We start from the raw sequence: 20042 nt of genomic DNA, 5'->3' as shown, positions 1-20042 counted from the left end.
CATGCCAGTGCAATAAGGGGCTTGTCTTGAACGATCTTGCTCAGGCGAGCCTTACAGACACCTGCTCCACCGAGTCCCGCGCTTCGCGCAGTTCATGGGCATCCTGGTTCAGCCGGTGAATGGTATTGAGCAAACGCTGGCGCAGCACTTCATCGCCGAGCTTTTCGACGGCGCGCATTAGATCAAACGCAGCGGTTTCGTTATTGTCCGCGACGGAATCGAGGGTCTTGCGCAGGTTGCGAGTGGCACGGGTCACGCGGTTACTTCCTTTATCACCAATGGTCGGGCACTTTAGGACACTCGTGTTTCATTTTAATTTCAGTCACTTGTGGCTGAATTAATAGACGTTGCCGCAGGTCAATCTTTAGGCTCTTTTTGCCTTACCGGGGACATCCATGCTTATTGCCGCTGGCATTTTTCTGTTCACTATCGTTCTCGTCATTTGGCAGCCCAAGGGGCTGGGCGTGGGTTGGAGCGCTACAGTGGGGGCAATCCTGGCCCTGGCCTGTGGCGTAATCAGCCTGGCGGACATCCCGGTGGTGTGGCACATCATCTGGAATGCCACCGGCACCTTTGTCGCGTTGATCATCATCAGCCTGCTGTTGGATGAAGCCGGGTTCTTCGCGTGGGCCGCACTGCATGTTGCGCGCTGGGGGCGTGGGCGCGGCCGTAGGTTGTTTGCCTATATGGTGCTGCTTGGCGCGTTGGTGTCGGCACTGTTTGCCAATGACGGCGCGGCGCTGATTCTTACGCCGATCGTGATGTCGATGCTGCTTGCCCTGCGCTTTTCGCCGGCGGCCACTCTGGCCTTTGTGATGGGGGCCGGTTTTATCGCCGATACCGCCAGCCTGCCGCTGGTGGTGTCGAACCTGGTGAACATCGTCTCGGCCGACTACTTCAAGATCGGTTTCAACGAATACGCCGCCGTCATGGTGCCGGTCAATTTTGTCAGCATCGCAGCCACGCTCGCGGTGCTGATGTGGTTTTTCCGCCGTGACATTCTGCAAACGTACGATCCGGCCGATCTGGACGATCCCGCCAACGCTATTCACGACCGCGCCACATTCCGCGCCGGCTGGTGGGTGCTGGGTATCCTGCTGGTCGGCTGTTTCGCTCTTGAACCGCTGGGCATCCCCATCAGCGCGATTTCTGCGGCGTGCGCCCTGCTCCTGCTGGTCATCGCCGCCAAGGGCCACAAGATTTCCACGCGCAAGGTATTGAAGGAAGCGCCGTGGCAGATCGTGATTTTCTCCCTGGGCATGTACCTGGTGGTATACGGCTTGCGCAATGCCGGGCTCACCACGTACCTGGCCACCTGGCTCGACACCTTCGCCACTTACGGCGTGTGGGGCGCAGCCATGGGCACCGGTGTGCTGACGGCGCTGTTGTCATCGGTGATGAACAACCTGCCGACGGTGTTGATTGGCGCGCTGTCCATCGAATCCAGCCACGCAGTGGGCGTGATCAAGGACGCGATGATCTACGCCAACGTGATCGGCAGCGACCTGGGCCCGAAAATCACGCCGATCGGCAGCCTGGCAACGTTGTTGTGGCTGCATATCCTGGCGCGCAAGGGCATCACAATTACGTGGGGTTATTACTTCAAGGTTGGGATTGTGCTGACGCTGCCGGTGCTGTTAATCACCCTGGCCGCCCTCGCCTTGCGCCTGAGTATTTAGTTATGCTCGGCGCTCTCCTTTGCCATGAGCCCATTCGATGAGCGCCATGCAACACGCCTGGCTGGGCAACTACGAGCTGAGCAGCACCACCTGCACCGGCCTCAATTTTGCGCGCCATAGCCACGACGAGTGCGTGATTGGGGTTAACCTGCTGGGCGAGGAAAAGGTGTGGCTGGACCGGCGAGAATTCCAGGCAGGCCCGGGATCTATCACCTTGTACAACCCCGGGCAGATTCAGGGCGGTGGCGCGGCAGATGGCGCGCCATGGCAGTTTGTCAGCCTGTATGTGACGGCAGACCAACTGGCCGCCGACCTTGGCTTGGTGCACCTGGAGTTCGACCGCTCGCTCTGTTTTCAGCCCGACCTCGCCCAACGCCTGGCCGCTGCCGTCACTGGCTCATTGAGCGCTGACGCTCGGATCCGTGAATTGAACGAAGATGCGTTGGTCGTGCTGCTAGGCGAAGTCGTCAGCCTTAGCGGCGTGCGTTTGCCGGGTAGCGCCGCGGTCGGTAAAAGCCTGATCAGCCGCGCCCAGGAGTTACTTGCCCAACAGTTGCATCAGTCCTTGCCGCTGGATCAGTTGGGCGATGAACTGGGGTTGTCCAAATTCCATTTGCTGCGGGCCTTCCAGAAAGAAACCGGGCTGAGCCCCCGGCAGTGGGCCATGCAGTTGCGTACGCGGCGCGCCAAAGGCCTGCTGCGCCAAGGCAGGGCAGCTGGCGAGGTGGCCCACGACCTCGGTTTTGCCGACCAAAGCCACCTCAACCGACACTTTCGCGCCGCCTACGGCATCACCCCGGGGCGCTATCAAAGCGTGGTGAAGCGCTGAACAGCGCAATCTGGTTCAAGACGCAGGGCCTTCGGGTCATCACAATGCCCGCCATCTCCTGAAGGAACGCGGGCATGCTGACGATCTTCTTTTACGCACTGGTATTCGGTTTTGTGTTTTGCCTCTCCCCTGGCGCCGTGCTGGCGGAGACTCTGCGCCGTGGCTTGCTCCACGGCTTCACCCCGGCACTGTTGGTGCAAATCGGCTCGCTGGTGGGCGATGCGGTATGGGCGGTGATTGGCCTTACCGGCATCGCCCTGTTGATCCAGCACGACGCCGTGCGCGTGCCGCTGACCATTGTTTGCGCGCTCTACTTGGCCTGGCTTGGTGTGCAAAGCCTGCGCGATGCCTGGCGCTTGCCTCAAGCCGAGGACGCGCCAGCCAGTTCCGGTAAAAACGCACTCGCAGTCGGGGCAGCGATCTCCCTCGCCAACCCGAAGAACATTGTTTACTGGGGGGCGTTGGGCAGCGCGCTGTCGGGTATCGTCGGCGCTACGCCGAGCCACGGGCAAACCCTGATGTTTTTCGCAGGTTTCATGGTGGCCTCCGTGTTGTCGTGCTTCCTGATCGCCGCGCTGGTGAATCTGCTGCGCAAGAACGCATCGCCGTTCTGGCAACGCATCAGTTACGGTACTTGCGGGCTGGTATTGATCTACCTCGCCGTGCTCGCCGCCAACGGTATATGAAGTTATATATCCCATAACTTTCCGACGCTGTTTGTCTGAATGAACTCTGAACGCCAGACACTTTAATCAATCAAGCGTTGACATTTTGTAACTGGCTGAGTAGATTGCCCGTGCCCGCAACTGGGGCCTTTTTTAAACCTCACAAAAGAAGCCAATGGACACAGTATCTAGTCGCTGTCCGAGCACCGCGTTTGCGGGCATCGGGCGCCAAACCCAGAATATGACAGGACTCGCCTTCCAGGTCCGGTAAGCTGCGCTAGAGCTCGATGCTCCACCGTAACTGCCTCGCCGGTCGCTCGTCCGGTCCCGAGGTGTGTTATGACCTTCCAAGCCTTTGTTTTATCAGATGTTCGCCAGCTAGCCGCAGCCTTGCGCGCCAAGCTGTGCCGCGAGCCCGTAGGCTTTTCCCCTACCCGCTCGGCCTTTGCCACACCCTCCCCCCAAGTGCGTCCGGCGCCCCCGCTGGCGCACTGGCGTGTCTGCCCCGAAAGCGGCCAACTGGTCCAGCAATGGGATCACGCCGACCCTCAGGACCCACAGAGACCGAAGGTTTCCAGCCTGGTGCAAGCCGGCTTGCTGCTCGGTCTTTACTTGAGCGCGCGCGCCTCTTAATCCTGCTGGAAACAGCAACTTTCCATTAAACACCCTGGAGTTCCCTATGAACACTTCCAGTTGTAGCGTGCTGCGCGCAAGTTAACTAGCGCGCCCGCAAAAGTTATATCAGCACCTTATTTAAACCGATCGCGAAGTTAGCGGCTCGGCATGCTTTCGCTCGCCTGAAAACAGGTAAGTACCGGGTATGTTTTGTCGAAAATTGGCGACAGGAGTACACACAATGAGCGCCGTAAAAAACACGCCACTGCACAAAAAAACCGCAACCGACGCCGATACCAAGCTGTCGATGCGTGCCGCCCGGGAAGCCCAGAACGGCCTTTCGGCCACCCTGGCCAACGTACGTGCCACCCAGGACGGTTTGACCGAACTGGACGCCGCCGCCCGCCTGCAACGCGAAGGCTACAACGAAGTGGCCCACGACAAGCCGCCTCACGCCGTCGTCCAGTTCCTGCAGGCACTGAACAACCCCTTCATCTACGTGTTGTTGACCTTGGGCGGTATCAGCTTCGTCACCGATTGCTGGCTGCCGATGCGCGCCGGCGAAGAAGCCGACCCCACCAAAGTCATCATCATCATGACCATGGTGCTGCTCAGCAGCCTGCTGCGTTTTTGGCAGGAGCACCGTTCGGCCAAATCCGCCGAAGCCTTGAAAGCCATGGTGCGCACCACCGCGACCGTATTGCGCCGTGAGCAAGTCGGCGCCCAGCCCACTCTGCGCGAAGTGCCGATGCGCGACCTGGTGGCCGGCGACATCGTGCAGCTGTCCGCCGGCGACATGATCCCGGCAGATATTCGCCTGATCGAGTCCCGTGACCTGTTTATCAGCCAGGCGGTGCTGACTGGCGAAGCCTTGCCGGTAGAAAAGTACGACACCCTCGGCGACGTCACGCAAAAGTCCGCCACTCCAGCCTTTGCTGCCGATCAAGGCAACTTGCTGGACTTGCCCAACATCTGCTTCATGGGCACCAACGTCGTCAGCGGGCGTGCCAAAGCCGTGGTCGTCGCCACCGGCCCGCGTACCTACTTTGGCTCGTTGGCCAAGGCGATTGTCGGTTCACGGGTGCAAACCGCCTTTGACCGTGGCGTGAACAGCGTCAGCTGGTTGCTGATTCGCTTCATGCTGGTGATGGTGCCGATCGTGTTCTTCCTCAACGGTTTCTCCAAGGGTGACTGGGGCGATGCCTTCCTGTTTGCCCTGGCGGTTGCCGTAGGCCTCACCCCGGAAATGCTGCCGATGATCGTCAGCGCCAACCTGGCCAAGGGCGCCACGGTCATGGCCAAGCGCAAGGTGGTGGTCAAGCGCCTCAACGCAATCCAGAACTTCGGTTCGATGGACGTGTTGTGCACCGACAAGACCGGCACCCTGACCCAGGACAAGATCATCCTTGAGCATCACGTCAACGCCTTCGGCCAGCGAGATGACGCGGTGCTGTCCCTGGCCTGGCTGAACAGCTTTCACCAAAGCGGCATGAAAAACCTGATGGACCAGGCCGTGGTGCAGTTCTCGGAGCAAAACCCCAAGTTTAAGGTGCCGTTTGCCTACAGCAAGGTCGATGAATTGCCTTTCGACTTTGTACGCCGTCGCCTGTCGATCGTGGTCAAGGATGCTGCCGACGACCAGTTGCTGGTGTGCAAGGGCGCCGTGGAGGAGATGCTGAGCATTTCCACCCATGTCATGGAAAATGGCGAAGCCGTGCCGCTGGATGAGCGTCGGCGCAATGAGTTGCTGGCACTGGCCAACGACTACAACGAAGACGGTTTCCGCGTACTCGTGGTGGCTACCCGCAACATTCCCAAGGCGTTGGCGCGCCAGCAGTACACCACCGCCGATGAGCGCAACCTGGTGATCCAGGGCTTCCTGACGTTCCTCGATCCGCCGAAGGAAACCGCCGGCCCGGCAATTGCCGCGCTGCAACAGATTGGCGTGGCGGTGAAGGTACTCACCGGTGACAACGCTGTGGTCACCAGCAAGATCTGCCGCCAGGTCGGCCTGGACCCAGGCCAGCCGCTGCTGGGTGTGGAAATTGAAGCGATGGACGACGCCACCCTGCTGCGCCGCGTAGAAGAACGCACGGTGTTCGCCAAACTCACGCCACTGCAGAAGTCCCGCGTGCTCAAGGCCCTGCAAGCCAACGGGCATACCGTTGGGTTCCTCGGTGACGGGATCAACGACGCCCCGGCGCTGCGCGACGCCGACGTGGGCATCTCGGTGGACAGCGGCACTGACATTGCCAAGGAATCGGCCGACATCATCCTGTTGGAAAAGAGCTTGATGGTGCTGGAAGAAGGCGTGCTCAAGGGCCGTGAAACCTTCGGCAATATCATGAAGTACCTGAACATGACCGCCAGTTCCAACTTCGGCAACGTGTTCTCGGTGCTGGTGGCCAGTGCGTTCATTCCGTTCCTGCCGATGCTGTCGATCCACCTGCTGCTGCAAAACCTGATGTACGACATCTCCCAACTAGCCTTGCCGTGGGACAAGATGGACAAGGAATACCTGGCCAAGCCACGCAAGTGGGATGCGAAAAACATCGGCCGCTTCATGATCTGGATCGGACCGACCTCGTCGATCTTCGACATCACCACCTTTGCGTTGATGTGGTACGTGTTCTCCGCCAACAGCGTGGAAATGCAGACCCTGTTCCAGTCCGGCTGGTTTATCGAAGGGCTGCTCTCGCAAACCCTGGTCGTGCACATGCTGCGCACTCGCAAGATCCCGTTCTTCCAGAGCACGGCGGCATGGCCGGTGTTGATGATGACAGCCGTGGTGATTGTGCTGGGGATCTACGTACCGTTCTCGCCGCTGGGCACCCTGGTTGGCCTGGAGCCGTTGCCGCTGGCGTACTTCCCTTGGCTGGTGGGCACCTTGCTCGCTTACTGCTGCGTCGCCCAACTGATGAAGACGATCTACATCCGCCGCTTCAAGCAGTGGTACTGATTTTCCCGCCGTTCAAACGGTGGCGGTCGCCCGGCCGTCACCGTGCATCACAAGGATTCGAATATGCGCGTCTTGATCTGTGCAGGTCGTCATTACGCCGACACCAAAAAGTCCCGCCAAGTGCTGGACGCTTACCACCGCCTGCGCCCGGTGCAGGTATTGATCCATGGCGGCAACCAGTTCCTGGGCAGCGATGTCGAGGACTGGGCACGGGAACTGGGCATTGATGTGGTGCGCTACCCGCCGAACTGGCAACGCCACGGCAAGCAAGCCGAACGCCAGCGCAACCATTTCATGCTGACCGACAGCCGCCCTGACGTGGTCATCGCCCTGCCGGGTGGTGACGACACTTCGGAGCTGGTGTGTCAGGCCAAAGCCAGCGGCATTTCCGTGCTGACCGTAGAAAGCTGAATTCAAGCGAGGTGCATCATGCACAAAAAACATACCCAGAAACCTATAGATGGGTTTGCCAAATACCGTGCGCGTCACTATCGCGGCGCACACCACACCCTGTTGCTGCTACCACCGGCAAAACGTCGAGCGCTGCGGCGCAACCTGATTTTCATCGGGCTGACCCTGGCGCTTGTATTGGTCACGGCGTTGCTGTCCAAGGCGTACGCCGCCGGCGGCGCTTATGTCGTGGACGATGGTGCGGTCAACGATCCAGGAGAGTGCAATGTCGACGCCTGGTATACCGCCAACCGGCACCAAGGCAACATCAACAGCCAAACCCTGAACCCGGCCTGCACCTTTAGCGCATTGCCGTCGGTGCAGTGGAGTGCGGCGCTGTCCCGCGCCAGCAATGCCGGGGATGCCGAGACCCAGGTCAGCCCGCAAATCAAAGCGCAGGTGTGGTCGCAGCAAGACTTTGGATTGCAACTGGCGCTTTCCGCTACGAGCCACTTTGCGCTGGACCGCGAGCATGCGTTTGATGGCGCCGACTTCAACGTGCCACTGACCTGGCAACCCGTTGAGGCGCTGCGCCTGAACTTCAATGGCGGCTGGACCCACGCCTACAACGGCGGTGAGCAGAATCATCGCCTGACCTGGGGCACGGGGTTCGAATACCAACTGATCGATGCGCTCACGCTGATCGGTGAACGCTACGGCCAGGAAGGTGGCGACCAGGCTTGGCAGGCCGGGCCGCGTTTGCATGTCGGTAAATTTGTCGACGTGGACCTAGTGGTCGGGCAGAGCCTGAGTGGAGATCGCAAGCAATGGCTGACCACGGGCGCCACTCTGCGGTTCTAGCCCTTGGCCTGTTGCTCCAGGTGCAGTTGCAGCTGCGGGTCGATTTGCAATTGCGCTGCCAGTTCATCCAGGTAGTTGCGTTCCGCGTCCTGTTGATCGTCGACCAACAGGACGCTGGCCAGGTAAATCTCCGACGCCAGGGCCGGGTCGTGGGCGTACTCGGCAAAATCCGCAGCATTCAATGGCCTGGCGACTTCGGCGTCGAGCCACTGTTGCAACTGCGGGTCGTCAGTGTGCTTGGTCAACTCGTCCGAGATCATTTGCTGTTCTTTTTCATCGATGCGCCCATCCGCCTTGGCGGCGGCGATCAACGCGCGCAACACCGCGTGGCTATGGGCCTCGGCTTCCGGGCCGTCGAGCTGGTCGGCGGTCTGGAAGGCGCCCTGCGGCTGGGTTGCCTGTTGGCTTTGCCAGGCTTGATACGCCTGAAAGGCCATCATTCCCAAGGAGGCCAGCGCCGCGTAATTCATACCGCCGGAACGCCCTTGCGCAGGGCGTGCCGCCGCCCCACCGCCCAGCAAACCGCCTAGCCCACCTAACAAACCGCCCAGACCACCACCGGCCGGGGCATTGCTGGTGCCTTTCAATAAACCGCCAAGCAGCCCGCCCAGGCCACCACCTGAGGCCGCACCGCCCGGTTGCCCGGTGCGCAGCAGTTGTTCGAGTAGATCACTGGTGTTCATGGTGTCACCCTCCGAGGGCGCAATGTTGGCGTCTAACAACCATAGCCCGCGCCTGCCGGAACACCATGACCGCCGGGCGGGCACGGCCTATCATGGAGGCATCGCGTCTTCGAGGAAGGACCAGGTGAATCGGATCGAGCATATCGCCCTGATGGCGAGCTACAACCAATGGATGAACCGCAAGCTCTACGACGCGGCTGGCACGCTGAGCGATGCAGAGCTAGGCATGGACCGTAACGCGTTTTTCGGCTCGATCCTCGGCACCCTGAATCATCTGGCGTTAGGCGATACCGTCTGGCTCAAGCGCTTTGCTCTGCACCCTGCAGGGTATTCGGCGCTGGTGCCGCTGGATGCCATCGCCACCCCGACTGACTTGAAGCGACTGGCCTTTGGCGACATCCGTGAACTCAGCGCCCGCCGCGCCTGGCTGGATCAACTGATCCTCACTTGGGTGCCGACTGTGCAGGAGGCCGACCTGGATCACCGCTTGCACTACCACAACATGCGCGGCATGGCGGCGGACAAGCCGTTTTTCAGCCTGCTGGTGCATTTCTTCAACCACCAGACCCACCACCGCGGCCAGGCGACAACCCTGCTGACCCAGGCGGGGGTGGATGTGGGTGACACTGACCTGTTGGCGCTTATCGACTGAACGCAACAGGGCAACGAACAAAAGCGAACGCGGCTGAGCCGATGGGGTCACAAACCGTGAGGTGTCGGAAAAAACCGTTCCGCCCTCCCCCATAAGAAGGAGATGCTCAGATGGTCATTCACTTCAAGGTCGCCGGCCACTTGGCCTGTGGTCACCACGGCACCAACCTCCCCTCCAGCACCGAGCTGAACCGGGTCAAGTGCCGCACCTGCCGCAACACCGATGCCTACAAGGAAGCGCGCCGCGTACAGCGTAATGCCGCCCGCCGAGCCAACCGCAAAACCAAGACCCCTACCGCCGTCGATTGGCGCAGCGCCTGGACGCAACGACTCACCGACCTGCCAGGGTTGCAGCGCTTGCCGCGTGGGTTCAGTGGGCAGCCGTTTGTCTGAAGACCCCCAATTCCAGTGACAGCGGGCTTGTGTGGGAGCGGGCTTGCTCGCTCCCACATTGGATTTGCTGAGTTTTTAATATCTAGGCAAGCCCCAGGCTTGCGGCTCGAAGGCTTCGAGGCTCGGCAAGCGACGGTCTGCATGCCGGAACTTCTCATCCGGCATCGCCGGATCAGGAACAGCCACCGCAAACATCCCCGCCGCCTTCGCCGCCGTAATACCGAACGGTGAATCTTCAAACACCAGGCAGTCCACCGGGGCGATACCCAAACGCTCAGCCGCCACCAGGAAAATATCCGGCGCTGGCTTGGCTGCGCCTACCTGCGGGTCATCCGCCGTGACAATCGCGTCAAACAGGGCAAACCACTCGCGGTGGCGGCTTATCTTCAAGTCAAAGTAATGCCGTGAAGAACTGGTGCCGACCGCAATCGGCACCCCCTTGGCCGAGAGGTGCCGTACCAACCGTTGCGCACCGGCCATGGCGCTGGCGTGGGGAAAACGCTCGTTCATCAGCGGCGTACGCAGCTCCAGAAACGTCTCGGGGCTGATCGGCAATTCCAGCGCGCCCACGATGTAGCTCGCCAGGTCATACGCGCCCAGGCCAATGGTGTTCTGCTTGAACTGCCAGTCAAACGCCCGCCCCCCATAACGGTCGGAGATGATTTGAGTGACCTCGGTATAAACGCCCTCGGTGTCCAGCAACAGGCCATCCATATCGAAGATCACGGCCTTGATCTGTGGTGCATTCATCCGCTTTTATCCTCAGGTACGGCCAGCGTAATGATCGATCAAACGGTTGAGCAAAATCGCCAACACGATGATCACGCCGGTAATTGCCATCTGATAAAACGAACCCAGCCCCAGCAAATTGAAGATATTGCGCAGTACTTGCAGCAGCATCACCGCCACTGCGGTGCCCACTACGCTGCCGCGCCCGCCGAACAGGCTGGTGCCACCGAGTACCACGGCAGCAATCGCGTCCAGTTCAAGGCCTTGGGCAGCGGTGGGTTGGCCAACGTGCAAGCGCGAGGTCATCAACAGCCCGGCAAACGCCGCCAGCCCGCCGCAGATCGCAAACACCCCGATGGTCACCGCACGGACCGGTACACCGGACAAGCGGGCGGCCTCCAGGTTGCCGCCGGTGGCCAGCACGTACTCGCCAAACACGGTGTAGCGCAGCACGAGCCAGGCAACCACGGTGATCAGGATAAAGATCAGCCCCAGCACCGGGAACGCAATGCCGGCACTCGGCAGGATATCGATCATCGACGAACCGAAACCGGTAAAGCTCGCGGGCAAACCACCAATCGGTGCGCCGTCGGAGGCGAGGAACGTCGCCCCACGCAACGACACCAACCCAGCGAGGGTGATGATAAAACTCGGCACCTTGCCGAACACCGTGAGGCTGCCCATCAGCGTGCCAATCGCCAACCCCACCAGCAAGGTGGCCGGTACTGCCAGCCAGCCGCTGACCTGGTTCTGCAACAACACGGCTACCAGGATGCCGCCGAACGCGCACAGGCTGCCGACCGACAGATCGATGTTGGCGGTGAGAATCACAAAGGTCATGCCGATGGCGACAATCCCGACGATGGCCCCTTGCTGGAACAGGTTGGCAATATTGCCAAAGGTCAGGAAGTCATCCGACAGGAACGTCGCCACGACGACGGCGAACAGGAAGATAAACACGAAGTTGTAGCGCATCACCCATTCCAGTACCGCGCTGCGGCGGCTGGCGGCAAGGGCGACGGGCTTGTCGAACACGGGTGTCGGGTTACTGGCGATAGTCATGGCTCTACACTCTTTTACCAATAAGGATGGCCTGGTCGATCTGGTCGCGACTGGCACTCAATGGGTCGAAACACACGGCGTTGCGCCCCTCGTGCATGACCCAGATGCGGTCACAATTGACGTACAACTCATCCAGCTCACTGCTGGCCACCAGCACGCCCGCGCCTTCCTGCGCCAGGCTACGCGCCAGGGCATAAAGGTCAGCCTTGGCGCCCACATCGAGGCCACGGCTGGGCTCGTCGAGCAACAACAAGCGCGCACCGTCGATCACCCACTTGGCCATCACCACTTTCTGCTGGTTGCCGCCCGAGAGTTGGCGCACCGGTTGCTCCAGGTTGTCGAGCTTGGTTTGCAGGCGTTGCAGCACCGGGCCAGCGCGGTCCTTGGCCTGGCGATGAGAGAACCAGCGCAGGTGCCGCGCATGCACCAGGCACGCATTGCGATAAATCGGCGCGTCCAGCAGCAGGCCTTCGGTCTTGCGGTTTTCCGGGACCAGGCCGACGCCCTGGCGGATCGCCTGGCGTGAGGTCAGCGGGCGATAGGGTTCGCCGAACAACTCCACATCGCTGTCGTTGCGCCCCACGCCGAACAACGCCTTGAGCAAGGTGCTACGGCCTGCGCCGTTGAGCCCGGCCAGGCCGACAATTTCCCCCTGGCGCACTTGTAAATCACGCACGTCCAGGCCTTGGGCGCCTTGCAGGCGGCGCACATTCAAGGCCAATTCATCGCGCGGCGCTTGGCGCGGGCTGCGTTCCAGCAAATCGCGGTGCTCGCCAACCACCGCCGCGATCAACGCCTGGTCATCGATCTGCGCCAGTTCGTGGGTTTGCAAGGTGCGCCCGGCGCGCAGCACGGTGACGCGGTCGCCGATCTCGCGAATTTCATTGAGCCGGTGGCTCACATACAACACCGCAACGCCTGCAGCGGTGATCTCGCGAATCACTTGGAACACCTGCTTGAGCTCGGTTTCATTCAACGCGGCGGAGGGCTCATCCATCACCACCACCTTGGCCTCGCAAGTCAACGCACGGGCAATCGCCGCCAATTGTTGGTTGGCAATCGACAGGCTGCCAACGCGGTCGGTACTGGCGAAATTTGCGCCCACGCGCAACAAGGCAGCCTTGGCCATGGCGCTGCGCTTGCGCCGGTCGATCATGCCGAAACGCCGTGGTGCATAGCCGAGCATCAGGTTCTCTTCGACGGTCATCTGCGGGATCAGGTCCAGCTCCTGGTAGATCATGGCGATCCCAGCCTGGCGCGCCTGTTGCGGGTTCTTCAACTCCACCGGATTGCCGGCAATCGACATGTCACCGCCATCCGGGCGATGGGCACCGGCGACGATTTTCAACAGCGTACTTTTGCCAGCGCCATTGGCGCCCAGCAGGCAATGCACTTCGCCGGGCCGTACATCGAGTGAGGCGTCGGTGAGTGCAATCACATTCGGCGGAAAGCGCTTGCTGACGTGGCGAATCTCCAGGGCCAACTCATTCATGATCCTGCTCCAGCAAGTAGCGGGCGGTCGCCGCGTCGGTGGCCAGCACATTCACGTAACCGGCCTTGACGCTGGCGTGCACGATGCGGTGCTTGTGGGTGCCGACGCACACGGCAATCGACCAGGGCTTTTCACGCAGGGCCGACAGGCGCAGGCCGAGGGTGCGCGCATCCAGCTCCGGCAGCACCGGCTCGCCGTCCATGCCGATAAATCGGCCCATGATGTCGCCCACTGCGCCGAGACGTTCAAGCTCGGCCAGCAGGGGACGGTCGATATAGCCGGACTCCATCAGCACCGAATGATCAGACAGCTCTCCCAGGCTGAAACATGCGACTGGCGCCTGTTCCCCAAGCTGCATGACCTGGGCGATCACCGGATCTTGCTCCAGCGCCTCACGCGTATGGGCGTGCCCCAAAATGGCCGGTACCGGCAGCAAGGTAGCCTGGCCACGGGCCGCCTGGGCAAAACGTTCAGCAACGTTATGGTTGGGTTCGCCGGTCGAGCGCGTATTGATCGCGCCATTGAGCAGCACCACATTGACCCCTTCGTTCCAACGCGGCGTCAGCCATTGGGCCATCTTGGTCAAGGTACGGCCCCAGGACACACCGATCAGCGCAGGCATCGGTTGCAGGTTGCACAAGTAGCGCGCTGCGGCTTGGGTCACTACGTTAAGGGCGTCTTCGTCTTCGACGTCCAGCACCAGCGCTTCACGCAGGCCGAAACGGCGTTGCAGGGCAACTTCCAGCGCGGGCACGCGGGCAGAATGGGCGACGATATCGATGCGCACCACCCCGCAATCGCGCGCCTCGCGCAGTAAACGGCTGACTTGCCAGCGGGTCAGGCCGGTTTCCTTGGAGATTTCGCTTTGGGTCTTTTCCAGGTCGAAGTACAGCTTGGCAACCTGCACCATCAGGTCGTCTCGCTGGGCGTCCCCGGTGAGCTTGGGTGACAGCGATTCGGCGCTCATGCTGCTGGCCTTACGCCGAGCACACGGTTCGCCGGCGGCTTGCAACTGATAGGCGCAACACTGTCGGTGGCGGCGCGGTAACGGCCGAGCAGCTCGATGTATTGCTCGTGGGCGTAGGGGTCGGGTTCGATCAGGCGGCCGACCGTGGTGAAGTCGGTGGCGGCCTGTTGCAAATCGCTGAACTCGCCAAGGGCACAGGCGGCAGCGGCGGCGGTGCCGATCAGGGTGAGGTTGTCGTGGGGCACCATTTCAAAGGGGACGCCGGTGGCGTCAACGGTGGCCTGCAACCACAGTGGGTTTTTCTGGAACCCGCCGGCAGCGACCACGCGGGTGATCTCGATGCCTTCACTGCGCCAGGTATGAAAGATATTCGCCGAGCCCAGTGCAATAGCTTCCACCGAGGCGCGGTAGAGGTCGTGGCGGTCATGGTTGAGCGACAGGCCCATGATTGCACCGCGCATATCCGGCGAGCGATACGGTGTGCGGTTGCCCATCCAGTAATCCAGCACCAACAAGCCGGTGGAACCCGGTTGCAGCGCAGCGGCCTTGCGAATCAGTTGCTGGTGGCCGGCATCGTCCAGGCCAAACATCTTCTGCGCCAGCCAGTTGAGGATCGAACCGGCCGAGACCTGCCCGCCCTCCATCAACCACTGGCCGTCGAGCAATGCATCGGGGTAAGGCCCCCAGATGCCCGGCACGTCGATACGCTTGGGGGTGTGCATCAGCTGCACCACCGAGGTACCGCCGATAAACAGTAATTCTCCAGCGCCCGTGGTGCCGGCGCTGAGCATCGCCATGTGGGCGTCGATGCCGCCCTGCGCCACCAGCGTGTCGCGGCTCAGGCCCAGGTGACTGGCAGCCTCGGCAGTCAGCGGCCCGATGCGCCCGCCCACCTTGATCACGTCCGGCGGCAGTTTTTCCGCCAATTCCGGGATGCCAAGCTCGGCATACAACTCGACAGGGAAACGTTGTTGCAGGGTGTCGTAGTTCCATTTGCAGCTGGCGTTGAGCTGGGACGCCACCCAGCGGCCGGTGAGCTGGAAGTTGATCCAATCCACCGCCTCACAAATACGTGCGGCGCGGCGATACACCTCTGGCTCGTGCTCGGCCAGCCACATGGCCTTGGGCACCAACCACTCCACTGCGTCGCCGCCCTGGTTCATCATCGGGTGGCTGATATGCGCAGTACGCGCCGACTCGACAGCGGCGCGGCAGTCCATCCATAACAACGCCGGGGTCAGGGGTTGGCCGTCTGCCTGGGCCGCCACCACCGTGGAGGCCGTGGTTGCAACACTCACGGCAGCCACGGGCGGGTGCCCGGCCTGACTCATCAGTTGCCGGCACGCCTTGCCCAGTGCCGACCACCAGTCGGCAGGCGCTTGCTCGGCCCAGCCCAACTGCGGGTATTGCGTGGTGTAGGGCGCCTCGGCTACCTGCACCAGTTTGTGGCTGTGCAGGTCGTATAACCCCGCCCGCACTCCACCTGTTCCGAAATCCAGTCCCAACAACAAGGTCATCGGTAGTCCTCCTGCGTCTTGGGTTGCCGACGCTTTTTGTTTTTAGCCCTGCAACGGCGTGCATTGCAGGGCTGGGCGAATCACAGCCTAAGGCTTTGGATCACGGACGGAAAATGACCTTGGCGGCCACTTCACTGCGGTCCGCGTAACGCTGGAACATCGATGGCAATTCATCCAGCGGCAGGTCGTGGGTGATCATGAATTTCCACTGCAATTCACCCGAGGCCAGTTTGTCGATGGAGGCCGTCCATTCATCTCCCGGGAACGGCGCGGAGAACGAGTTCCAAGCGCCGTGCAGGGAGATTTCCTGACGCAGGAAGTGCGAGAACGTGGCGGTGCTGATCGGCACTTCGCCGGTCGGGATGCCGATAAACACCACATGCCCACCGGCCTTGGTCAACTGCACGGCCTGGCTGATCGAGCTTGGGTGGCCCGCCGCTTCAATCACCAGTTGGCAGCGCGGCAAGTCGGCATCGGAGGCGCCGCTGAGCAACGTGTGGGTAGCACCGGCCTGGCGCGCCATGGCGAGTTTTTCTTCGGCGATGTCGATGGCCACGATGTCCTTGGCGCCCATGATGCGCAGCCACTGGATCACAAACAGGCCAATCGGCCCACAGCCCACCACCGCCCCGCTCTGCCCGGCCTTGAACTCGGCCTTCCAGATGGCGTGCAGGGCAATCGCCGCAGGGTCCACCAGCGACGCGGCAATCGGGTCCATGCCCGCAGGCACCTTGATCAAGTTGCTCAGCGGCACATTGACGAACTCGGCGTAGGCGCCATCGCGGCGGCTGCCAAAGTAGTCGTATTGCTCGGAGCGCGACGGAAAACCACGGGCGTATTGGTCGCTGGTGACATCCGGGATCATCGGCGGCACGGTGACCAGTTCACCAATGGAATAACCTTCGACGCCGCTGCCGATCTCTTCGATGAACCCGGCGAACTCATGGCCACAGATCAACGGCATCACGTGGGCGCCCTTGCTCAGCATCCGTGGAATATCCGAACCGCACACCCCGCACGCGGCAACGCGTACCAACGCATGGCCAGGTTTTACAGCAGGCTTTGGAACATCTTCGACCCGGATATCACCCGGTTTGTACATGACGGCAGCTTTCACAGTGAAATCCCCTGTTGGATAGGCAATGCAAGTGTTCAGCGCGTATCAGAGCGCGCCGGGACGGTATTCGCCGAAGGTGGCGTCGTGCTTGATCTCAGCCGCATCGGCCTTGGTCACGACCTTGGTGCCGGCATCGACAAACGCCGGGATGGTCTTGCCGCTCACCAGGCCGCGCGCCGCTTCAATCGCGACTTCGCCCAGGTAGCGCGGGTCGTTGAGGGCCGTGGCAACATACTGGTCACCGTTCTGGATAGCGTTGATGGCTTCGGACAGCCCATCCACACCGGCAACCAGTACGTTTTTCTTGCCACTTTCGTTAAGCACTTGGAGGGCGCCCATGGCCATGTCGTCGTTGTGGGCGATCACGGCCTTGAGGTCGGGGTGGGCTTGCAGCAGGTCCTGCATCGCCGTTACCGCATTGGCGCGCATGTATTCGCTGTAGGGGCCTTCGATGATCTTGAAGTCGGTACCGGCCAGCGCCGTGTGGAAGCCTTTGCGCCGCTCTTGCATCACGGTGCCGCCGGCGTCGCCCTGGATCTCGATGATCTTGCCGGTGACCACGCCTTTTTGCTTGAGCGCTGCCACCAGCGCCTGGCCGGACAACTCGCCCATCTTGGCGTTGTTACGGCCGATGGTCGCCGCCACCGGGGCATTGATGGCACGGTCCACGGCAATCACCGGGACCTTGGCGCGCTTGGCGGCATCGAGGGAGGCGCCGACCGCATCCGGGTTCACGGCATTGATGATCAGCACGTCAACCTTGCGGGTCAGCAGGTCCTGGATATCGTTGTTCTGCTTGCTGATGTCGCCATTGGCATCAAGGAAAATCAGCTCGTCGCCGTCCTTGGCCGCAGCGGCCTTGGCGCCGTCACGCAGCTGCACATAGAAGGGGGATTGGAGGGTGACCTGGCTGAAACCGATCTTCAGGTCCTTGGCCTGGGCGTTCAGTGCCAGAACCGAGGCCGCGACAGCCAGAGCAAGGGACAGCACATGAACAGGTTTACGGGCTATCTGTAGCATGGTGATTCCTATTTTTATTGTTGTCTGGATTCGGGCGCGACCTTCAGGGAGGCCGTGCTCACAAATGTGAACCGCGATCACATTTGAAAAACTATGCCTTGTTCCCGAGGGTGTCAAGGCTATTTTGTTAGAATCCAAACATACGATATAAAAATCACAAGATCAGTACAGCGCCGCCCTCCTCGATCATTTGCTGCTGGGCCTTGGACAGGGCTGGATCACTAATCACCCGCTGGAAATCCGCCAGCTCGGCAAAATGCGCGGCGCGTACCTGCTCGAATTTGCTGTGGTCGGCCACCAGCACGCAGGTCTGCGCTCGCGCCATGACGCGCTGTTTCACGTCCACTTCGTTGAGGTTGTAGCAGGTCACGCCATGGGCTGCGCTGACCCCTGCGGCGGAGATAAACGCCCAGGCGACGCGGATGCCATCGATAATCCCAACCTCGGCGCGACTTTCGAACACGAGGTTGCGACGGTCGAGCATGCCGCCACACAGAATCACCGTGCACAGCGGCTTTTGCTGGAGTTTGAGCAGCACGTTGAGGGAATTGCACAGCGCGGTGAACTCCAGATCGTCGGGCAGTGCATCGACAATAAACGGCGTGGTGGTCCCACAATCGATGAAGATCGTATCGCCGGGACGCACCAGGCTGGCAGCACGCTGGCCGATCAGGCGCTTCTCGGCGATGTTGCGCAGGTCTTGCTCAGCCACTTGATAGTCCGGCTCTGGTGCGCCGCTGCGGGTGACATGCCCGCCCAGCAGGCGCAGGCCTTGGGCGTTGTTCACCAGGTCGCGGCGCAGGGTCATTTCCGACACCCCAAGCAACGCTGCCATGTCCCGCAGATGCACCGCCGCCTCGCCTTGCAAGGCTCGGTGCATGGCTTTGAATCGTTCGGTTTTCTTTGAATCCACTGCGCTTTCACCCTGATTGAATGCGGCCGAGTGACAGAACGGCTCACAAAATCCATTTACAATGTTATTTATTTCACATTTAATGCATCCAACTTAACACAAACCGGCTTTTGCCAGCACCCTCTCCCACAGGACTTCTGCCATGCCCCAAGACACCTCGTCCCTCGCCGCCTATATCGACCACACGCTTTTGGCGGCCGATGCCTCCCAGGCAAGCATTCGCCAATTGTGCGATGAGGCCCGTACGTATGGCTTCAAGTCGGTCTGTGTGAACAGCGCCAATGTACCGCTGGCGGTCGAGTGCCTGGCGGGAGCGCCATCGTTGGTGTGCGCCGTGGTCGGCTTCCCCCTGGGCGCAGGCCTCAGCGCTGCCAAGGCCCATGAAGCTCAATTGGCGATCCAGGCCGGCGCGCGGGAAATCGACATGGTGCTGAACATCGGGTGGCTAAAGGACGGCTTACTGGACTTGGTCCGCAACGACATCGCCCAAGTCCTCAAAGCCTGCGGCGCGGTGCCGCTGAAAGTGATCCTCGAGACCGGCCTGCTCAATGATGAACAGAAGACCCAGGCCTGCGTGATTTGTCGGGAGTTGAACGTCGCCTTCGTCAAGACTTCAACGGGCTTCGGCCATGGCGGCGCAACCCTGGCCGATGTGCGCTTGATGCGTGAAGTGGTCGGCCCGGTGATCGGCGTGAAAGCCTCTGGCGGCGTTCGGGACGTAGCGACTGCCCTGGCGATGATTGAGGCCGGCGCCACACGGTTGGGCAGCAGTTCCGGGATTGCAATTGTCAGCGGTGCTGCTGCGGTGGCGGGTGCCTACTAGGGCTGGCGTGGAGCGAGCACGCTCGCTCCCGCACGGTTTACTTCACCTTGCTGCTCAGGCTATCAACGCTGCGTTTAAGATCGTCCAGGCTGCGCTTCAAATCGTCTATATCGCTCTTCTGGCGTTCAATGGTGCTTTTCTGGTCGGCTACCGTGCGCTTGAGGTCTGATAGCTGACTGTCGCTGGCGCTGGAGCTGGAACCGTTATTGCGCTTGAGCTCATCGAAGGCTCGGTCTTGAGCGTCCAATTGGCTCTTCAGGCTTTGCAGTTCGCTGTCGTTTCGCTTCTGGCTGGACTTCAACCCGTCGATATCATTCACCGTGATACTGGTGGTCTTCAATACGTACAGGTTCCCCGCCTCCAGCGAGGCGCCAGTCAGCCTGTCACTGCCTGACGGACTAAAATCCCCCCACTGCACCGTCTCTCTCGCCTGAGCCGTACCGGCCAACAACCCCACGACGCTTGCAGCAATCATCCAAGAACGCTTGCGAACACTGAGCATCAACTGATTCCTTTCCAGACTGCCGGGATGGCATATCGCTATGACTGTCATTTATGAATCTTGTTCCCGCGCAGTCGCAAGCCTCAGCCCTTTCTCTAAAAGCCTACGTAGATCACTGATCTATCGAGCTTTTTCGCCTGCATGTTTGTACAAGAAAGCTGCCCTTCGGCCTTGC

General features: G+C 61.0%; 21 protein-coding genes. 10 read left to right on the top strand and 11 right to left on the bottom strand.

The window, feature by feature from the left end; genetic code table 11:
* Positions 1-40: 40 nt before the first annotated feature.
* The gene (locus CFE47_RS03005; RefSeq protein ID WP_043205333.1) at positions 41-256 is read right to left on the bottom strand and encodes a hypothetical protein; all 216 of its coding nucleotides are present in this window, start codon (positions 254-256) and stop codon (positions 41-43) included.
* Between the two features lie 139 nt (positions 257-395).
* Between CFE47_RS03005 and CFE47_RS03000 the strand changes: the two genes are divergently transcribed.
* From CFE47_RS03000 to CFE47_RS02970, 7 genes are all read left to right on the top strand, one after another.
* Positions 396-1679, top strand: coding sequence for an arsenic transporter (locus CFE47_RS03000; RefSeq protein WP_286835432.1), 1284 nt, complete (start codon positions 396-398; stop codon positions 1677-1679).
* 37 nt (positions 1680-1716) lie between these two features.
* Complete coding sequence (locus tag CFE47_RS02995; RefSeq protein WP_286835431.1) at positions 1717-2508, top strand: helix-turn-helix transcriptional regulator; 792 nt, start codon at positions 1717-1719, stop codon at positions 2506-2508.
* Between the two features lie 74 nt (positions 2509-2582).
* Positions 2583-3194, top strand: coding sequence for a LysE family transporter (locus CFE47_RS02990; protein WP_286835430.1), 612 nt, complete (start codon positions 2583-2585; stop codon positions 3192-3194).
* 318 nt (positions 3195-3512) lie between these two features.
* A complete protein-coding gene (locus CFE47_RS02985) occupies positions 3513-3806 on the top strand; it encodes a hypothetical protein (RefSeq protein ID WP_286835429.1) in 294 nt (97 codons plus the stop codon).
* A gap of 223 nt (positions 3807-4029) precedes the next feature.
* A complete protein-coding gene (gene mgtA / locus CFE47_RS02980) occupies positions 4030-6747 on the top strand; it encodes a magnesium-translocating P-type ATPase (protein ID WP_286835428.1) in 2718 nt (905 codons plus the stop codon).
* 63 nt (positions 6748-6810) lie between these two features.
* Complete coding sequence (locus tag CFE47_RS02975; protein WP_286835427.1) at positions 6811-7158, top strand: DUF2493 domain-containing protein; 348 nt, start codon at positions 6811-6813, stop codon at positions 7156-7158.
* Positions 7159-7176: 18 nt separating this feature from the next.
* The gene (locus CFE47_RS02970) at positions 7177-7998 is read left to right on the top strand and encodes a PA4824 family protein (protein ID WP_286835426.1); all 822 of its coding nucleotides are present in this window, start codon (positions 7177-7179) and stop codon (positions 7996-7998) included.
* On the opposite strand, the gene CFE47_RS02965 is transcribed toward CFE47_RS02970, so the two are convergent.
* Complete coding sequence (locus CFE47_RS02965; RefSeq protein ID WP_286835425.1) at positions 7995-8681, bottom strand: tellurite resistance TerB family protein; 687 nt, start codon at positions 8679-8681, stop codon at positions 7995-7997. The genes CFE47_RS02970 and CFE47_RS02965 overlap by 4 nt on opposite strands.
* 124 nt (positions 8682-8805) lie before the next feature.
* On the opposite strand from CFE47_RS02965, the gene CFE47_RS02960 reads away from it, so the two are divergent.
* Both CFE47_RS02960 and CFE47_RS02955 read left to right on the top strand, forming a co-directional pair.
* Entirely contained in the window at positions 8806-9333 is a 528-nt protein-coding gene (locus CFE47_RS02960; protein ID WP_286835691.1) for a DinB family protein, read from the top strand.
* 110 nt (positions 9334-9443) lie between these two features.
* A complete protein-coding gene (locus CFE47_RS02955; protein WP_286835424.1) occupies positions 9444-9725 on the top strand; it encodes a hypothetical protein in 282 nt (93 codons plus the stop codon).
* A 75-nt stretch (positions 9726-9800) separates the two neighbouring features.
* Here CFE47_RS02955 and CFE47_RS02950 read toward each other — a convergent pair whose 3' ends face one another.
* From CFE47_RS02950 to deoR, 8 genes are all read right to left on the bottom strand, one after another.
* Positions 9801-10475, bottom strand: a complete 675-nt coding sequence (locus CFE47_RS02950) for an HAD-IA family hydrolase (protein WP_286835423.1) — start codon at positions 10473-10475, stop codon at positions 9801-9803.
* A 12-nt stretch (positions 10476-10487) separates the two neighbouring features.
* On the bottom strand, positions 10488-11516 hold the full coding sequence (locus tag CFE47_RS02945) for an ABC transporter permease (RefSeq protein ID WP_185705944.1): 1029 nt from the start codon (positions 11514-11516) through the stop codon (positions 10488-10490).
* 4 nt (positions 11517-11520) lie between these two features.
* Entirely contained in the window at positions 11521-13008 is a 1488-nt protein-coding gene (locus CFE47_RS02940; protein ID WP_286835422.1) for a sugar ABC transporter ATP-binding protein, read from the bottom strand.
* Positions 13001-13975, bottom strand: coding sequence for a sugar-binding transcriptional regulator (locus CFE47_RS02935; protein WP_286835421.1), 975 nt, complete (start codon positions 13973-13975; stop codon positions 13001-13003). The genes CFE47_RS02940 and CFE47_RS02935 overlap by 8 nt, the downstream gene beginning before the upstream one ends.
* A complete protein-coding gene (locus CFE47_RS02930; protein ID WP_286835420.1) occupies positions 13972-15492 on the bottom strand; it encodes an FGGY-family carbohydrate kinase in 1521 nt (506 codons plus the stop codon). The genes CFE47_RS02935 and CFE47_RS02930 overlap by 4 nt, the downstream gene beginning before the upstream one ends.
* A 100-nt stretch (positions 15493-15592) precedes the next feature.
* Positions 15593-16609, bottom strand: coding sequence for a galactitol-1-phosphate 5-dehydrogenase (locus CFE47_RS02925; protein ID WP_286835419.1), 1017 nt, complete (start codon positions 16607-16609; stop codon positions 15593-15595).
* Between the two features lie 45 nt (positions 16610-16654).
* Entirely contained in the window at positions 16655-17629 is a 975-nt protein-coding gene (locus CFE47_RS02920; RefSeq protein ID WP_185705935.1) for a substrate-binding domain-containing protein, read from the bottom strand.
* 154 nt (positions 17630-17783) lie between these two features.
* Positions 17784-18542 (bottom strand): DNA-binding transcriptional repressor DeoR, encoded by a 759-nt coding sequence (gene deoR / locus CFE47_RS02915; RefSeq protein WP_286835418.1) that lies wholly within the window; start codon positions 18540-18542, stop codon positions 17784-17786.
* A 142-nt stretch (positions 18543-18684) separates the two neighbouring features.
* Here deoR and deoC point away from each other — a divergent pair, with 142 nt between their 5' ends.
* A complete protein-coding gene (deoC, locus tag CFE47_RS02910) occupies positions 18685-19365 on the top strand; it encodes a deoxyribose-phosphate aldolase (RefSeq protein ID WP_286835417.1) in 681 nt (226 codons plus the stop codon).
* A gap of 37 nt (positions 19366-19402) precedes the next feature.
* Here the strand turns inward: deoC and CFE47_RS02905 are convergent, their stop codons facing one another.
* Complete coding sequence (locus CFE47_RS02905) at positions 19403-19867, bottom strand: hypothetical protein (RefSeq protein ID WP_286835416.1); 465 nt, start codon at positions 19865-19867, stop codon at positions 19403-19405.
* Between the last annotated feature and the right edge of the window lie 175 nt (positions 19868-20042).

The sequence above is a fragment of the Pseudomonas sp. PGPPP1 genome, from assembly GCF_002255865.1.
Lineage (GTDB): Bacteria > Pseudomonadota > Gammaproteobacteria > Pseudomonadales > Pseudomonadaceae > Aquipseudomonas > Aquipseudomonas cremoris.
The sequence above is the reverse complement of the archived record's forward strand: the minus strand, read 5'-3'. Positions and strand labels throughout refer to the sequence as shown.

Coding starts and splice junctions, on each gene's coding strand:
- CFE47_RS02945 (WP_185705944.1), bottom strand. CDS start 11,516: ATGACTATCGCCAGTAACCCGACACCCGTGTTCGACAAGCCCGTCGCC.
- CFE47_RS02905 (WP_286835416.1), bottom strand. CDS start 19,867: ATGCTCAGTGTTCGCAAGCGTTCTTGGATGATTGCTGCAAGCGTCGTG.
- CFE47_RS02995 (WP_286835431.1), top strand. CDS start 1,717: ATGAGCGCCATGCAACACGCCTGGCTGGGCAACTACGAGCTGAGCAGC.
- CFE47_RS02920 (WP_185705935.1), bottom strand. CDS start 17,629: ATGCTACAGATAGCCCGTAAACCTGTTCATGTGCTGTCCCTTGCTCTG.
- CFE47_RS02970 (WP_286835426.1), top strand. CDS start 7,177: ATGCACAAAAAACATACCCAGAAACCTATAGATGGGTTTGCCAAATAC.
- CFE47_RS02955 (WP_286835424.1), top strand. CDS start 9,444: ATGGTCATTCACTTCAAGGTCGCCGGCCACTTGGCCTGTGGTCACCAC.
- CFE47_RS02940 (WP_286835422.1), bottom strand. CDS start 13,008: ATGAATGAGTTGGCCCTGGAGATTCGCCACGTCAGCAAGCGCTTTCCG.
- deoC (WP_286835417.1), top strand. CDS start 18,685: ATGCCCCAAGACACCTCGTCCCTCGCCGCCTATATCGACCACACGCTT.
- CFE47_RS02985 (WP_286835429.1), top strand. CDS start 3,513: ATGACCTTCCAAGCCTTTGTTTTATCAGATGTTCGCCAGCTAGCCGCA.
- CFE47_RS02990 (WP_286835430.1), top strand. CDS start 2,583: ATGCTGACGATCTTCTTTTACGCACTGGTATTCGGTTTTGTGTTTTGC.
- CFE47_RS02965 (WP_286835425.1), bottom strand. CDS start 8,681: ATGAACACCAGTGATCTACTCGAACAACTGCTGCGCACCGGGCAACCG.
- mgtA (WP_286835428.1), top strand. CDS start 4,030: ATGAGCGCCGTAAAAAACACGCCACTGCACAAAAAAACCGCAACCGAC.
- CFE47_RS02950 (WP_286835423.1), bottom strand. CDS start 10,475: ATGAATGCACCACAGATCAAGGCCGTGATCTTCGATATGGATGGCCTG.
- CFE47_RS02930 (WP_286835420.1), bottom strand. CDS start 15,492: ATGACCTTGTTGTTGGGACTGGATTTCGGAACAGGTGGAGTGCGGGCG.
- CFE47_RS03000 (WP_286835432.1), top strand. CDS start 396: ATGCTTATTGCCGCTGGCATTTTTCTGTTCACTATCGTTCTCGTCATT.
- CFE47_RS02975 (WP_286835427.1), top strand. CDS start 6,811: ATGCGCGTCTTGATCTGTGCAGGTCGTCATTACGCCGACACCAAAAAG.
- CFE47_RS02935 (WP_286835421.1), bottom strand. CDS start 13,975: ATGAGCGCCGAATCGCTGTCACCCAAGCTCACCGGGGACGCCCAGCGA.